The organism is Burkholderia sp. FL-7-2-10-S1-D7 (assembly GCF_001524185.1).
GTDB lineage: Bacteria > Pseudomonadota > Gammaproteobacteria > Burkholderiales > Burkholderiaceae > Burkholderia > Burkholderia diffusa.
The window spans coordinates 125,567-139,559 of the sequence record NZ_LOWY01000072.1; the positions used below are offsets into that span (position 1 = coordinate 125,567).

The window sequence follows — 13,993 nt, forward strand, 5'->3', positions numbered from 1 at the left end:
ACCATGCTCGTTGAACAGGTTGCCGGTGCGCGTGTCGCGCATCCGGCGCAACGGGCAGGGAGCCATCGTGATCGAGTGTTTTGCCGATCGTGCCGACGCGGGGCGCCGGCTTGCGCATGCGCTGCAGGAGTATGCGGGGCGTCGCGACGTCGTCGTGCTCGCGCTGCCGCGTGGCGGCGTGCCGGTCGCATTCCCGGTCGCGCAGGCGCTGCGCGCGCCGCTCGACGTGCTGGTGGTGCGCAAGCTCGGCATGCCGTCCGATCCGGAATTCGCGATCGGCGCGATCGCGACCGGCGGAGCGATCCACCTGCAGCATTCGGCGATCCGCGCGATGGGCGTGACCGATGCGCAACTGGCCGACGTGATCGCGCGCGAGACAGCCGAACTGCAGCGCCGCGAAGCGCTGTATCGCGGCGCCCGGCCGCCGCTGCCGGTCGACGGCCGGATCGCGATCGTCGTCGACGATGGCGTCGCGACCGGCGCGTCGATGCGCGTTGCGCTGCAGGCGCTGCGCGAACGCCATCCCGCGCGCATCGTGGCGGCCGCACCCGTCGCGCCGGACGGTGCCCGGCATGCGTTCGACGATCTGGCCGACGCGTTCGTGACGGTGTTGCAGCCGCTGTCGTTCTTCGGGATCAGCCAGTTCTACGCGCGTTTCGACCAGACCGGGGACGACGAGGTGCGTGCGCTCCTCGACGCGGCCCGCGCGCCTGACGACGACATCACGTCCGCCTGATACGGCGCCGGCGCGATCCCGGGCGAGCGGCTTCGGCCTGCACGAATACGCGCTGCAGCGCCGGATGGACTTCGCGTTGCCAGCGCGCGCCCGTGAACAACCCGTAATGATCGCAATCGCCGACATCGAGGCGCTGGCGCTCGCCGGCCTCGAGGCCGCGACACATGGCGAGCGCTGCGTGCGTCTGGCCGATGCCCGTGACGGCGTCGCATTCGCCTTCGACCGTCAGCAGCGTGACGCCGCGCAGCGCGGCCGGCTCGACGCGCTGCCCGCCGACGTCCCACGTGCCGTTCGCGAGGCACATTCGCTGAAACACGATATCGACGGTATCCAGGAAGTATTCGGCCGGCATGTCGAGCAGCGCCGTGTATTCGCGCAGCGCACGCCGTGCGTCCGCCAGCGCCGTCAGGTCGAAATGCGACGCCGCGCGCGCGTAGTCCTCGATCAGCGTCAGAAAGCGTTGCGGATACAGCAGCGCGATCTCGCCTTGCTGAAGATAGGTCGGGAACACGTGCCGGCCGCGGCCGGGGAAGCGCGGCGGCACAATGTCGATCAGGTGGCGGCGGCACCACGCGAGCGACCGGGACGCGGCGGTCGTGCCGAGCGTGGTCGGGTTGACGCGCGCGTCGAGCGGCCCGCCGATCAGCGTGATGCTCGCGGGTGGTGCGAGGCCGCGAGTGGCGCGCAGCGCAAGTGCGCCGAGCGCGGGAACGGTGGCCTGGCACACGGCGACGACGTGCAGCGGTCGCTCGTCGCGGGCGAGCGCGTCGACGAAGCCGTCGAGCGTCGCCACGTATTCGTCGAGCCCGAAGCGACCCGCCGCGAGCGGGACGTCGCGCGCATTGACCCAGTCGGTCACGCAGACGTCGCCGTCCGCGAGCAGCGCCTCGACGGTCTCCCGCATCATCACGGCCGCATGTCCGGCGAGCGGTGCGCACAGCAGCACCGTGCGCCGCGCGGCGTCGCGCGCGAAGCGTCGCAGCTGGCAGAACGGCGTGCGCGCGACGATCCGCTCGTCGATCGCCGGGCGCCGGATCTCGAATCGCGGCGGCCCGGCGGCGGGCCCGAGGAGCGGCTCGAACAGGTCGTCGTAGCACGACGACGCGGCGTGCGCCAGCGTCGCGGCGGGCCATGCGTCGAACGCGTGGCGCGTCGCCGCGCGCCAGGCGCGCATCCATTCCCGCTGCTGCTCGACGACGGTGTACCACATGGCGAACCTTGGGGCGGAGGGGGCGTGAATCTGCATTATGGTCACTCTGGCCGCGCAGCGGGTGTCGGAAACGCGAACAAGCCCTAGGCGGCGACACACGGCGCTGCTACAGTCGTCGGTCCCATTCCCTCAAGCGGAGCGTTCTCGATGAAGCTGATCGGCATGCTGGATTCCCCGTTCGTGCGCCGTGCCGCCATTTCGGCGAAGCTGCTCGACCTGCCGTTCGAACACGAGTCGATCTCGGTGTTCCGTCAGTTCGACAAGTTCCAGACATTCAACCCGGTCGTGAAGGCGCCGACCCTCGTGACCGACGACGGTGCGACGCTGATCGATTCGTCGCTGATCGTCGACTATCTCGACCATTGCGTCGCGCCTGAGCGGCGCCTGCTGCCCGACGCCGCCGACGCGCGGCTGCGCACGCTCGTGCCGGTCGGATTCGCGCTGGCAGCGGCGGAGAAGACCGTGCAGGTGGTGTACGAGCACGCGCTGCGGCCAGCCGAGAAGCAGCACGCGCCATGGCTCGAGCGCGTACTGGGCCAGATCGAGGCCGCGTATGGCGAGCTCGAGCCGCTCGTCGCGGCCGCGAATGGCTGGCTCGGCGGCGCGCGCCTGCTGCAGTCCGACGTGACCGTCGCCGTCGCGTGGCGCTTCACGCAATTCATGGCTGCCGATTACCCGGCACTCGCACGGATCGATCCGGCCCGTTATCCGGCACTCGCCGCGCATTCGGCTCGGGCGGAAGCGCTGCCGGCGTTTGTCGAGACGCCGCTCGCCTGAAGCAGGCGGCTGTCGCGTCGGCGCGGGCGCGAGGGCGGTGGGCGATGTAACCGGCGTGCGATTCCGCCGGGACGCGTGCCGGTTTCCGGCACGGATCGACCCGGCCGCTATCGGTCGCCAGGTTGCCCGGTCGCCCGTTTTCGCCCGGCGCGGCGTCCGCAAGACGCCGCCGCGCACGCTCCGTCTGGCGTTCCCGAACCATCCGCCGCGACCCGCTCGGCCCCGTGCGCCAAAGGCCCGGCCGATTGTTCTCCGTCACTGACAAGTGACTTCGCATCCGCGCTGTTTATCCGGTTGCGGCCGGTCCCTAGAATCCACTCCATCGAATACGCATTGCCTGATGGAGCCGATGATGAGAGCGCTGATCGAATCGAGTCTGTACCACCCGTCCGTCGTGTTGCCGCTTGCCGCGTTGACGCAGCTGATGGTCGAGCGCGATTTCAATCTCGGCCAGGTCGGCCTGATCGTCGCGGCGCGCGGTGCGCAGGCTGCGGTGTCGCGTTCGCGGGCGCTGATCTTCTGCCGCCACTGCGAAGCGCACGCATGATCGCGCAGCCACCCAACAGATGAAAAAAAGCCCGGCCGGCGCAAGCCGGTCGGGCAGATCGGATTCGATCGAGCCCCGGCTTTTGCCGGGGCTTTTTCTTGGGCGATGCTCAGGCGCGTGCAGTCGATACGGCGCCGTAAATCTCCGCGTCGTCGTCCTCGCGCATCTGGCGAACCAGCTGGTGCGCCTCGCGGCGCGTCGCGACGGCCGGCGGCGAGCCCTTGAGCGGCTGGCGCGCGGTTTCGGCAAGCGCGACGACCGACACGATGCCGATCACGGCGGCGCCCATCATGTAGTACGCGGGCATCATCAGGTTATGGGTCACGTCGACGAGCCACGCGGTGACGAGCGGCGTCGTGCCGCCGAACAGCGACACCGACACGTTGAAGCCGATCGCGAGCGCGCCGTAGCGGATCTCGGTCGGGAACAGCGCCGGCAGTGCCGACGGCATCACACCGGTGAAGCACGACAGCAGCACGCCGAGGATCAGCAGGCCGCCGAACACCGACGCGGTGGTGCCCGCATGGATCAGCATCATCGACGGGATCGACAGCACGAGCAGGCCGACGCAGCCGGCCAGCATCACGGGCTTGCGGCCGATCCTGTCCGACAGGCGGCCGGCGGCGAGCGTCAGCGGCATCATCAGCACCATCACGATCAGCACGAGCACGAGGCTGTGCGATTCGTCGAAGTGCAGCGTCGACGACATGAAGCTCGGCAGGTACGACAGCACCATGTAGTCGGTCACGTTGAAGATCAGCACGAGGCCGACGCAGAGCAGCAGCACACGCCAGTTGCGCATCAGCGTTTCGCGGAAGCGCGCCTTCGGCACGGCCTTGTCCTGCGCTTCGCGCTCTTCGGCCTGGCGCTTGAACGCGGGCGTTTCCTCGAGCTTCATCCGGATGTAGAGGCCGATCAGGCCGAGCGGGCCGGCGATCAGGAACGGCACGCGCCAGCCCCACGACAGCAGCGCCTCCTGCGACAGCGACGCGGTCAGCAGCGCGACGACGCCCGCACCCATTACATAGCCGATCAGCGTGCCGAACTCGAGGAAGCTGCCCATGAAGCCGCGGCGCTTGTCGGTCGAGAACTCGGCGATGAAGGTGGCGGCGCCGCCGTATTCGCCGCCGGTCGAGAAGCCCTGCACGAGGCGGGCGACGAGCAGCAGAATCGGCGCCATGATGCCGATCGACGCGTAGCTGGGGATCAGGCCGATCGCGAAGGTGCCGACGGCCATCATGATCATGGTGGCGGCGAGCACGCGCTGGCGGCCGATGCGGTCGCCGAGCGGGCCGAACACCATGCCGCCGAGCGGACGCACGAGGAACGCGGCGGCGAACGTGCCGAAGGTCGCGAGCAGCTGAGCGGACGGGCTGCTGGACGGGAAGAATACCTTGCCGAGCGTGACGGCGATATAGCTGTAGACGCCGAAGTCGAACCATTCCATCGCATTGCCGATGGCCATCGCGCTGACGGCGCGCTTGAGCAGGCTCTGGTCGACGACGGTAATGTCGTCCGCGGCGAGTGGGGCCTCGCCGGACGACGTGGAGGAAGAAGCAGCGGTCGGGCTGACGTGTGTTGCGGTCAAGGTCATGCACTCCTTTGACTGCGCCGGAACGGGCGAGCCGTCCGACACGGTTTGCCGGCGAGCGCGATGTCGCGTGCTGCGCGTCGGGGCAAGCCATTTAAGCACTTACTGCACATGAGGCGGTAAAGGGCCGTAAGGGACTGCTTCGACGCGGGCCCGATGGGCCGTCGCGACTGTGCGCTCATGAAGAATGGGCCGCGTGATGCGAGCGGCAGATGCCGGTGCGGACGGTGTCCGGCGTTCCGGCAAGCGCCCCGGAGGGGCAACGAAACGAGAAAAGCGGGCCTGTCGGGCGGGCTTTCCTGTGGATGCAATTTCGGTCGAAGCACCGGCCCGCAACGCGCGGACGGACTCTTTTCGAAATCGAATAGATAGATATTGAATGTTGAAACAGGCGACATGATAGCACGATGGCAGACGATCGTGCAAATTGCCTGGAATCCCCCGTCTGGCGGCGGTTCCGCCTGGGTCGCCTCCGGTATGATCGGCGGCGCGCGGCCCACCGGGCGGGTGGGGCGAATCTGCGAGGAACCGGATGACCGAACTGATCAGGATTGCGGCGCTGTTCGCCGTGACTGCACTGGCCGAAATCGTCGGCTGCTACCTGCCTTGGCTCGTGCTGAAGGGCGGCCGGCCCGCGTGGCTGCTGGTGCCGGCAGCGCTGTCGCTCGCGTTGTTCGCGTGGCTGCTGACGCTGCATCCGAGCGCGGCGGGGCGCACCTATGCGGCGTACGGCGGCGTGTATATCGCGGTGGCGCTGATCTGGCTACGGGTGGTCGACGGCATCGCGCTGTCCCGGTGGGATGTGGCTGGCGCGGTGCTCGCGCTCGGCGGGATGGCCATCATCGCGCTGCAGCCGCGCGCGTGAGCGCGGCTGCAGGCGCCGGTCGGGAGATGCCGCGTCAGGCCGCTTCGGCGGCGTCCGCGTCGGCGGACTTGCGCCACACGCAGGTGCCCTTGACCGACTTGTCGAGTTCGTCGAGTTGGGTCTGGTGGGCGGCGAGTTCGTCGTCGCTCGCCGTGAGAACCGGCAGGTCGAGCGACGCGAGCGACACGCGCTGGCCGTTCGCCGCGCCGCCGTCGGCGCCTGCGTCGTCGAGCATGTCGATCACGAGGCTGTCCTGGCCGCGCGTCATCGCGAGATAGACCTCGGCGAGCAGTTCCGAGTCGAGCAGTGCGCCGTGCAGCGTGCGGTGCGCGTTGCTGATGCCGAACCGGTCGCACAGCGCGTCGAGCGAATTGCGCTTGCCGGGAAACATCTGCTTGGCCTGCACGAGCGTGTCGATCACGCCGCTGCAATGCTCGCTGAACGGCGGCAGGTCGAGCCGGGCGAATTCGGCGTCGAGGAACCCGAGGTCGAACGGCGCGTTGTGGATGATCAGCTCGGCGCCCTTCACGAAGTCGCGGATCTGGTCGACGACTTCCGCGAACTTCGGCTTGTCGCTCAGGAATTCGGTCGTGAGGCCGTGCACGGCCAGCGCGCCCGGATCGCTGTCGCGCTCGGGGTTCACGTAGATGTGCAGGTTATTGCCGGTGAGCCGCCGGTTCAGCAGCTCGACGCAGCCGATTTCGATCAGGCGGTCGCCCGTGCGGGGATTCAGGCCGGTGGTTTCGGTATCGAGAATGATCTGGCGCATGTCGGATAAATCGGGAAGGACAGTAGGGTGGGCGGCCTGCGATCAGGCCACGAGCGATTCGACACCGCGATTCGCGAGCGCGTCCGCGCGTTCGTTTTCGGGGTGGCCCGCATGGCCCTTCACCCAGCGCCACTCGACCTCGTGCTGCGCGACGAGCGCGTCGAGGCGCTTCCACAGGTCGGCGTTCTTCACCGGGGTTTTCGCCGCGGTGACCCAGCCCTTCTTCTTCCAGCCGTGAATCCACTCGCTGATGCCTTTCTGCACGTATTGCGAGTCGGTATGGACGATCACGCGGCACGGCCGTTTCAGCGCCTCGAGCGCGGCGATCACGCCCATCAGTTCCATGCGGTTGTTGGTCGTGTCGGGTTCGCCGCCGAACAGCTCCTTTTCGCGGTCGCCGTAGCGCAGCAGTGCGCCCCAGCCGCCGGGGCCGGGATTGCCCTTGCAGGCGCCGTCGGTATAGATGTCGATGGTGTCGGTGGTCATGAGTGTTCTTGATGGGTGGTCGGGGTGGCCGCCGGCGTGAGGCCCGGCGCGAGCACGGGCTTCTTCATCTTGATCGGGCCGACGAGGCGCATGCCGCGCACGCGCTTGACGGCCGTGACCATGTAGACGGCGCCGAAGATTGGCCACCAGCGGTCGCCGGCGGCTTCCATGAAGCCGCAGCGGGCAAGCCATTTGTCGGTGACGAGCGGCGGCCGGTAGCAGCCGAAGCGGCCGCGCTCGAGATCGAAGCCGAGCAGCTTGATCCAGTCCTTGAGCCGGATGAACGCGATCTGGTCGCGCGCGGCCGGCACGAACGGACGGTTCGCCATGCGTCCGAACGATTGCCGCATGCCCCACAGGCTCAACGAATTGAAGCCGGTGATCACGAGCTGGCCTTCCGGCATCAGCACGCGCTCGGCTTCGCGCAGCAGGCGGTGAGGGTCGGACGTGAATTCAAGCGTGTGCGGCATCACGATCAGGTCGACGCTCTGCGACTCGAACGGCAGGTCGAGCAGGTCGCACCACGTCGTGCTGCGACCGGCCGGCGCGTGTTCGGGCGCGTGCGCCTCGCGTGCCCACGGATACTGGTAGGGCGCGCTCGCGCCGCTCGCCGGGTCGAGCACGAGGCCGCGATACGGCATGCGGTTCTCGCGCAGCGCATCGAGCTGCGGCAGGCCGAGCTGCAGCGCGTGAAACCCGAAGACGTCGGACACGATCCGGTCGAGCTGCGCTTGCTCCCAGTCCAGCACGTAGCGGCCGGGCGGCGAGTCGGTCCAGGCGGGCCAGTCTATAATTTGACGATCGGACATAACGATGATTGCGCGCCCATGAACGAGCTGGAATACGTGCCGGTTCCGGCATTCGAAGACAACTATATCTGGCTCGTCTCGGACGGCCGCGATGCGATCGCCGTCGATCCGGGTGAAGCCGCGCCCGTACGCCGTGTTCTTGCCGAACGCGGATGGCGGTTGACCGCTATTTTACTCACGCACCATCACGCCGACCATGTCGGCGGTGTCGCCGCGCTGCGCGATGGCCAACCGGACGATGTGCCACTGGTCGTTTTCGGCCCGGCGGCCGAGGCGATCGGCGTGGTCATGCGGCCGCTCGCGGGCGGCGATCGCGTGACGCTCGACGCACCGGCGCTCACGTTCGACGTGCTCGACGTGCCGGGGCATACGCGCGGTCACATCGCCTATTTCCAGGCGGCCGGGCAGGGTGCCGCCAACCCTCACGTGTTCTGCGGCGACACGCTGTTCTCATGTGGCTGCGGTCGCCTGTTCGAAGGCACGCCCGCGCAGATGCTCGCGTCGCTCGACGCGCTCGCGGCGCTGCCCGGCGACACCCGCGTGCATTGCGCACACGAATATACGCTGTCGAACATCCGCTTCGCGCTCGCGTGCGAACCGGGCAATGCGGCGCTCGCCGCCTGGCGCGACGAAGCGCAGGCGCTGCGCGCGCGCGGCGTGCCGACGCTGCCCACTACGATCGCGCACGAACGCGCCGTCAACCCGTTCATGCGGTCGGACAGCGCGGCCATCCATGCGACGCTCGAGGCCGAGCTGCACGAAGCGGTGCCGGATCGCCTGGCGGCATTCACGCTGATGCGCGAGTGGAAAAACCGGTTCCGATGAGAATTTCGGGAGGACTCCAAAAGCTCAAGCGGAGTCTGTAAAAATTGCTCCAACTGTAGGATTTGGCTGAGTTTTCGGTGTTTTTATTGACGTGAAGCACGCACTTCCGTAGTATCGCCTGCAATTTCCAGCCGTCGGAAGCCGAGATTTTCATGCGACTTATATTGAGTGCGATGGTGGTTCTGCTGCTCGCCGCTTGTGCGAGCCAGGCGCCTGTCGCCAACAACGCCGCCGATTCGCAGGCAGCGTCCAACTACCTCCGTAAATCAGCCACCGCCAAAGAAACTGTCGACGTCGACAAGCAATCCGTCGGCGACCTGACCAGTGCAGATTCCGATCTCTGGGGCCGCATCCGTCGCGGCTTCCAGATGCCCGACCTGCAGAGCGACCTCGTCGACATGCAGACGACCTGGTACACGCAGCGTCCCGATTACGTGCAGCGCATGACCGAGCGCTCGCAGAAGTATCTGTATCACATCGTCGAGGAGCTCGAGGCGCGCCATATGCCGACCGAGCTCGCGCTGCTGCCGTTCATCGAATCCGCGTTCAATCCGCAGGCGCTGTCGGTCGCGAAGGCGGCCGGCATGTGGCAGTTCATGCCGGGCACGGGCCGCACGTACAACCTGAAGCGCAACATGTGGCAGGACGAGCGCCGCGACGTCCTCGCGTCGACGAGCGCCGCGCTCGACTACCTGTCGCGCCTGCATGACATGTTCGGCGACTGGTATCTGGCGCTGGCCGCGTACAACTGGGGCGAGGGCAACGTGCAGCGTGCGATCGCACGCAACCAGGCGGCCGGCCTGCCGACCGACTACCAGAGCCTGCGGATGCCGAACGAGACGCGCAACTACGTGCCGAAGCTGCAGGCGGTGAAGAACATCATCGCGAATCCGCAGCAGTTCGGCCTGACGCTGCCGGAGATCCCGAACCACCCGTATTTCGTGACGGTCACGACGTCGCGCGACATCGACGTGGCGGTGGCCGCGAAGCTCGCGAACCTGTCGCTCGACGAGTTCCGTTCGCTGAACCCGTCGTTCTCGAAGCCGGTGATCCTCGGCGCGACCGAGCCGCAGATCCTGCTGCCGTTCGACAACGCGTCAGCGTTCGAGAAGAACCTGAAGGCCTACAGCGGCCAGTTGTCGACGTGGACCACCTATACGGTCAGCGAGCGCGCGCGCCCGGCCGCGATCGCCGAGAAGATCGGTGTCGACGCCGACACGCTGATGTCGGTCAACAAGATTCCCGCCGGCATGCGCCTGAAGCCGGGCTCGACGATCGTCGTGCCGCGCGGCGATGACGACGACGAGGACATCAGCGCGGACGTTGCGGAAAACGGCGTACTCGCGATGGAGCCCGACGTACCCGATACGCGCAAGATGCTGATCCGCGTGCGCCGCAAGCAGTCGATGGCGGCGATCGCCGGCCGCTACGGCGTGTCGGTCGGCCAGCTGAAGGCATGGAACCGCACGCATCGCGATCTCGCGATGCCGGGCCAGGCGCTCGTGCTGCACGTGCCGGTCGGCCGCGCGGTGCCGGCCGAGCCGGGTCCGGAGCGGATCGCGACGTCGACCTCCGGCGCGCATATCGAGCGCGCGAGCCTGTCCGTCGGCGGCAAGTCGCGCGGCGCGAAGCGCGGTGCCGTAAAGCCGGCGGCTCGCGCGACGAAGGCTGCTCCCGCGAAGGCGGCGCCGGCCAAGGCCGCGCCGAAGGCCGCTGCAAGCAAGGGCAAGAAGAAGTAACGCGGTCGCGACCGCGGCGCAGCGACGCGGTCCTGCCGGACCATGCGTTTGCGTTATCATCCGATGAATCACGAAGCAACGCCGTCACCGAGGTGACGGCGTTTTCGTTTGTGCGTGGCAGCGGGGTCGCTGCTTCGCGGAGCCGGGATCGGATCACGAGGAGGAACGATGTCGTCGGTGCAGGTGAGGGTGCTCGCGCTGTTTGCGGTCGGATATTTCGTGTCCTATGTGTTCCGCGGCGTCAATCTCGGCTTCGCGCCGTTCGTCACGCACGAGCTCGGGCTCTCGGCCGCCGATCTCGGGCTGCTCACCAGTCTCTATTTCCTCGGCTTTGCCGGCGCGCAGATTCCGGCCGGCGTGCTGCTCGACCATTTCGGCCCGCGCCGCGTGACGGCCGGGATGCTGCTGTTCGCGGCCGCCGGTGCCGCCGTGTTTGGCGTCGCGCACGACCTCGGCACGATGATGGTCGGCCGGCTGCTGATCGGCGTCGGCGTATCGGTGTGTCTCGGTGCGGCGTTCAAGGCGCTCGCGCAGCATTTTCCGGTCGGTCGGCTGCCGCTCGTCAACGGTCTCGTGATGGCCGTCGGCGGCCTCGGCGGCGTCGCGGTCGGCTCGCCGTTGACCTGGCTGCTCGGCGTGACGAGCTGGCGCGTGATCTGCGGCGGCCTCGCGGTGCTGACGGTCGTCGTCGCGGCCGCGATCGGCTTCGGTGCGCCGGAAGCCGAGCGGCCGCGCCATCAGGGCGGACTCGTCAGCCAGTTCAAGGGCACGTGGCACATCCTGGGCAGCCGCGCATTCTGGAAGATCTCGTCATTCTCGATCGTCACGCAGGGCGTGTTCTACGCGATGCAGTCGCTGTGGGTCGGTCCGTACCTGCGCGACGTCGCGGGGTTCGATGCGCAGCACGCCGCACGGCTCGTGTCGGTGCTCGGCTTCGCGATGATGGCCGGCTGTGTCGGTTTCGGCGCGGCCGCGCGCGTGCTCGAGCGCCGCGGGGTGTCCGTCCAGGCATTTTGCGGCGTCGGCATGGTGCTGTTCGTCGCCACGCAAATCGCGATCGTCGCGCGCGTGCCGCTGCCGCCGGCCGTGCTGTGGGCGGCCTACGGAATGTTCGGCGGCGTCGGGATCCTGACCTATGCTGTGCTTGCCGGTCAGTTCCCGGCCCATCTGATCGGTCGCGCGAACACGACGCTGACGCTCGTGATCTTCGTGCTGATCTTTGCGTTCCAGATCGGTATCGGCGCGGTGCTGTCGCACTGGCTGGCCGTCGACGGCCATTACCCGGCGGCCGCCCACGTCACCGCGTGGAGCGTGCTGCTCGCGCTGCAGCTTGCGAGCGCGGTCTGGTACGTGTGGCCCGCGCGCAGCGCTGGCAAGCACGTTGATCCGGCGGTACGCTGACGGGTAGGGCGGCTGCGGAAACGGGGCCGCAGCAAGGAATGTCGCGCGCGATGTCACGGCATTGCACGCGCCGTATGCGTGATCGGACGGCCATATCAATTGAAGATAAGGTCATTTTCGGGCTATAATTTGAAAGTTTGTGCTGATCAACCTCGCACCCTAGCGCCTACCTCACTTATCCCGTTCATCCGCCGCACGCCGCCTGTCGGGCGATGCCGCGAAGCCTCGTGCGCCACGCGCCGGGTTCGCGTGCCGACACAGCAGGTCGCGTCCAGCTAGCGACTCCGCGCGCCTACGCAGTGCGGCGCTCGCGCGGCAGGGTAAACAGGTCGGCAGCAGGGTGTTCCCCAAGGAGCCTCCCGTGTTGCCGTCTTTTTCTCCCGCCTTGCTTGCACTCGCCGACGGCACGGTCTTTCGTGGTTATTCGATCGGGGCCGAAGGCCACACGATCGGTGAAGTCGTGTTCAACACCGCGATTACCGGCTATCAGGAAATCCTGACTGATCCGAGCTACGCGCGTCAGATCGTCACGCTCACCTACCCGCATATCGGCAACGTCGGCGTCAACGCCGAAGATGTCGAAGCCACGAAAGTCCATGCCGCCGGCCTGATCATCCGTGATCTGCCGACGCTCGCATCGAATTTCCGCATGGACCGCACGCTCGGCGACTACCTGCGCGACGAAGGCGTCGTCGCGATCGCCGGCATCGATACCCGCAAGCTGACCCGTATCCTGCGCGACAAGGGCGCGCAGAACGGTTGCATCCTGGCCGGCTCGAACGACGAGGCGAACGCGATCGAACTCGCTCGCTCGTTCCCCGGCCTCGCGGGCATGGATCTCGCGAAGGTCGTGTCGACCACGAAGCCGTTCGAGTGGAAGCAGACCGAATGGCGCCTCGGCAGCGGCTACGGCATGCAGGAAGCGCCGAAGTACCGTGTCGTCGCGTACGACTTCGGCGTCAAGTACAACATCCTGCGCATGCTCGCGGAGCGCGGCTGCCACGTGACGGTGCTGCCGGCCGAGGCGAGCGCGGCCGACGCGCTCGCGCTGAATCCGGACGGCATCTTCCTGTCGAACGGCCCGGGCGACCCGGAGCCGTGCGACTACGCGATCGCGGCGGCCAAGGAGTTCATCGAGCGCGGCGTGCCGACCTTCGGCATCTGCCTCGGCCACCAGATCATGGGCCTCGCGGTCGGCGCGAAGACGCTGAAGATGAAGACGGGCCACCACGGCGCGAACCACCCGGTGAAGGATCTCGGCGACGGTCGCGTGGTGATCACGTCGCAGAACCATGGTTTCGCGGTCGACGCGGATTCGCTGCCGGCGAACGCGCGCGTGACGCACGTGTCGCTGTTCGACGGCACGCTGCAGGGCTTCGAGCTGACCGACAAGCCGGCATTCTGCTTCCAGGGTCACCCGGAAGCGTCGCCCGGCCCGCACGACATCGCGTATCTGTTCGACCGTTTCACCGCACTGATGGACGCGGCGAAGCAGCGCAACGCCTGACGCGACTGAAGCAACCGAAGAACGGGAGATTCGCATCATGTTCGGCCACGCACTCGGCATCACGGATATCTGGACCTACGTGTTCGGCGTGATCTTCATCATCCTGCTGCCGGGGCCGAACTCGATGTACGTGCTGTCGCTCGCGGCGCAGCGCGGCGTGAAGGCCGGCTATCGCGCGGCCTGCGGCGTGTTCCTGGGCGACACGGTGCTCATGGTGCTGTCCGCCGCGGGCGTCGCGTCGCTGCTGAAGGCGAACCCGCTGCTGTTCTCCGTCGTCAAGTACGGCGGTGCCGCGTACCTGCTGTACATCGGCACGGGGATGCTGCGCAGCGCGTGGCAGAAGCTGCGCGCGCGCGCCGATGCGCCGGCCGATGCGCCGCGTGCGGTCGACGGCGAGCGGCCGTTCCGCAAGGCGCTGATCGTGAGCCTGCTGAATCCGAAGGCGATCCTGTTCTTCATCTCGTTCTTCATCCAGTTCGTCGACCCGGCATTCCCGCATCCCGCGCTGTCGTTCGTCGTGCTCGGGGCGATCGCGCAATGCGCGAGCTTCCTGTACCTGAGCACGCTGATCTTCGCGGGTGCGCGGCTCGCCGAGCACTTCCGCCGCCGCCGCAAGCTTGCAGCAGGCGCGGCGAGCAGCGTGGGCGGCCTGTTCATCGGATTCTCGGTGAAGCTCGCGCTCGCCACGATGAGCTGAGCGCAGCCGGCCGACCCACGACAACGATTACTTA

Annotated in this window: 14 protein-coding genes; 9 read left to right on the plus strand and 5 right to left on the minus strand. The window is 67.6% G+C overall.

Annotated elements, in window-relative coordinates; translation table 11 throughout:
* The first annotated feature begins 67 nt into the window (after nt 1-67).
* A complete protein-coding gene (locus tag WS75_RS22065; RefSeq protein ID WP_059683238.1) occupies nt 68-736 on the plus strand; it encodes a phosphoribosyltransferase in 669 nt (222 codons plus the stop codon).
* Here WS75_RS22065 and phaZ read toward each other — a convergent pair.
* Nucleotides 723-1,946 carry a polyhydroxyalkanoate depolymerase gene (gene phaZ / locus WS75_RS22070; RefSeq protein ID WP_059683149.1) on the minus strand — a complete coding sequence of 408 codons (1,224 nt, stop codon included), beginning with the start codon at nt 1,944-1,946 and terminating at the stop codon, nt 723-725. The genes WS75_RS22065 and phaZ overlap by 14 nt on opposite strands.
* A gap of 147 nt (nt 1,947-2,093) precedes the next feature.
* On the opposite strand from phaZ, the gene WS75_RS22075 reads away from it, so the two are divergent.
* Nucleotides 2,094-2,723: a glutathione S-transferase gene (locus tag WS75_RS22075; protein WP_059683151.1), complete on the plus strand. Its 630-nt coding sequence runs from the start codon at nt 2,094-2,096 to the stop codon at nt 2,721-2,723.
* A gap of 349 nt (nt 2,724-3,072) precedes the next feature.
* On the plus strand, nt 3,073-3,270 hold the full coding sequence (locus WS75_RS22080; protein WP_044844954.1) for a hypothetical protein: 198 nt from the start codon (nt 3,073-3,075) through the stop codon (nt 3,268-3,270).
* A gap of 109 nt (nt 3,271-3,379) precedes the next feature.
* On the opposite strand, the gene proP is transcribed toward WS75_RS22080, so the two are convergent.
* Nucleotides 3,380-4,864 carry a glycine betaine/L-proline transporter ProP gene (gene proP, locus WS75_RS22085; protein WP_059683154.1) on the minus strand — a complete coding sequence of 495 codons (1,485 nt, stop codon included), beginning with the start codon at nt 4,862-4,864 and terminating at the stop codon, nt 3,380-3,382.
* A 529-nt stretch (nt 4,865-5,393) separates the two neighbouring features.
* On the opposite strand from proP, the gene WS75_RS22090 reads away from it, so the two are divergent.
* On the plus strand, nt 5,394-5,726 hold the full coding sequence (locus WS75_RS22090; protein WP_059683157.1) for a YnfA family protein: 333 nt from the start codon (nt 5,394-5,396) through the stop codon (nt 5,724-5,726).
* Nucleotides 5,727-5,760: 34 nt separating this feature from the next.
* Here the strand turns inward: WS75_RS22090 and dnaQ are convergent, their stop codons facing one another.
* From dnaQ to WS75_RS22105, 3 genes are read right to left on the minus strand one after another with little or no spacing between them, the layout of a single operon-like run.
* A complete protein-coding gene (gene dnaQ / locus WS75_RS22095) occupies nt 5,761-6,495 on the minus strand; it encodes a DNA polymerase III subunit epsilon (protein ID WP_059683158.1) in 735 nt (244 codons plus the stop codon).
* Nucleotides 6,496-6,537: 42 nt separating this feature from the next.
* Nucleotides 6,538-6,981, minus strand: a complete 444-nt coding sequence (gene rnhA / locus WS75_RS22100) for a ribonuclease HI (protein WP_059523484.1) — start codon at nt 6,979-6,981, stop codon at nt 6,538-6,540.
* Nucleotides 6,978-7,790 (minus strand): class I SAM-dependent methyltransferase, encoded by an 813-nt coding sequence (locus WS75_RS22105; protein WP_059683160.1) that lies wholly within the window; start codon nt 7,788-7,790, stop codon nt 6,978-6,980. The genes rnhA and WS75_RS22105 overlap by 4 nt, the downstream gene beginning before the upstream one ends.
* An 18-nt stretch (nt 7,791-7,808) precedes the next feature.
* Between WS75_RS22105 and gloB the strand changes: the two genes are divergently transcribed.
* The 5 genes from gloB to leuE all read left to right on the plus strand — a co-directional run bounded on the left by gloB (nt 7,809) and on the right by leuE (nt 13,959).
* Nucleotides 7,809-8,615 (plus strand): hydroxyacylglutathione hydrolase, encoded by an 807-nt coding sequence (gene gloB, locus WS75_RS22110; RefSeq protein ID WP_059683162.1) that lies wholly within the window; start codon nt 7,809-7,811, stop codon nt 8,613-8,615.
* A 152-nt stretch (nt 8,616-8,767) separates the two neighbouring features.
* Nucleotides 8,768-10,354, plus strand: coding sequence for a transglycosylase SLT domain-containing protein (locus tag WS75_RS22115; protein ID WP_059683164.1), 1,587 nt, complete (start codon nt 8,768-8,770; stop codon nt 10,352-10,354).
* A gap of 168 nt (nt 10,355-10,522) precedes the next feature.
* Nucleotides 10,523-11,755 (plus strand): MFS transporter, encoded by a 1,233-nt coding sequence (locus WS75_RS22120; protein ID WP_059683167.1) that lies wholly within the window; start codon nt 10,523-10,525, stop codon nt 11,753-11,755.
* A 361-nt stretch (nt 11,756-12,116) separates the two neighbouring features.
* On the plus strand, nt 12,117-13,262 hold the full coding sequence (gene carA, locus WS75_RS22125) for a glutamine-hydrolyzing carbamoyl-phosphate synthase small subunit (RefSeq protein ID WP_059683168.1): 1,146 nt from the start codon (nt 12,117-12,119) through the stop codon (nt 13,260-13,262).
* A gap of 37 nt (nt 13,263-13,299) precedes the next feature.
* On the plus strand, nt 13,300-13,959 hold the full coding sequence (leuE, locus tag WS75_RS22130) for a leucine efflux protein LeuE (RefSeq protein ID WP_059603588.1): 660 nt from the start codon (nt 13,300-13,302) through the stop codon (nt 13,957-13,959).
* The last annotated feature ends 34 nt before the right edge of the window (nt 13,960-13,993 follow it).

Excerpts from the sequence above, each read along its gene's own strand:
- phaZ (WP_059683149.1), bottom strand. The coding sequence starts at position 1,946 with ATGTGGTACACCGTCGTCGAGCAGCAGCGGGAATGGATGCGCGCCTGG.
- WS75_RS22075 (WP_059683151.1), top strand. The coding sequence starts at position 2,094 with ATGAAGCTGATCGGCATGCTGGATTCCCCGTTCGTGCGCCGTGCCGCC.
- WS75_RS22080 (WP_044844954.1), top strand. The coding sequence starts at position 3,073 with ATGATGAGAGCGCTGATCGAATCGAGTCTGTACCACCCGTCCGTCGTG.
- proP (WP_059683154.1), bottom strand. The coding sequence starts at position 4,864 with ATGACCTTGACCGCAACACACGTCAGCCCGACCGCTGCTTCTTCCTCC.
- WS75_RS22090 (WP_059683157.1), top strand. The coding sequence starts at position 5,394 with ATGACCGAACTGATCAGGATTGCGGCGCTGTTCGCCGTGACTGCACTG.
- dnaQ (WP_059683158.1), bottom strand. The coding sequence starts at position 6,495 with ATGCGCCAGATCATTCTCGATACCGAAACCACCGGCCTGAATCCCCGC.
- rnhA (WP_059523484.1), bottom strand. The coding sequence starts at position 6,981 with ATGACCACCGACACCATCGACATCTATACCGACGGCGCCTGCAAGGGC.
- WS75_RS22105 (WP_059683160.1), bottom strand. The coding sequence starts at position 7,790 with ATGTCCGATCGTCAAATTATAGACTGGCCCGCCTGGACCGACTCGCCG.
- gloB (WP_059683162.1), top strand. The coding sequence starts at position 7,809 with ATGAACGAGCTGGAATACGTGCCGGTTCCGGCATTCGAAGACAACTAT.
- WS75_RS22115 (WP_059683164.1), top strand. The coding sequence starts at position 8,768 with ATGCGACTTATATTGAGTGCGATGGTGGTTCTGCTGCTCGCCGCTTGT.
- WS75_RS22120 (WP_059683167.1), top strand. The coding sequence starts at position 10,523 with ATGTCGTCGGTGCAGGTGAGGGTGCTCGCGCTGTTTGCGGTCGGATAT.
- leuE (WP_059603588.1), top strand. The coding sequence starts at position 13,300 with ATGTTCGGCCACGCACTCGGCATCACGGATATCTGGACCTACGTGTTC.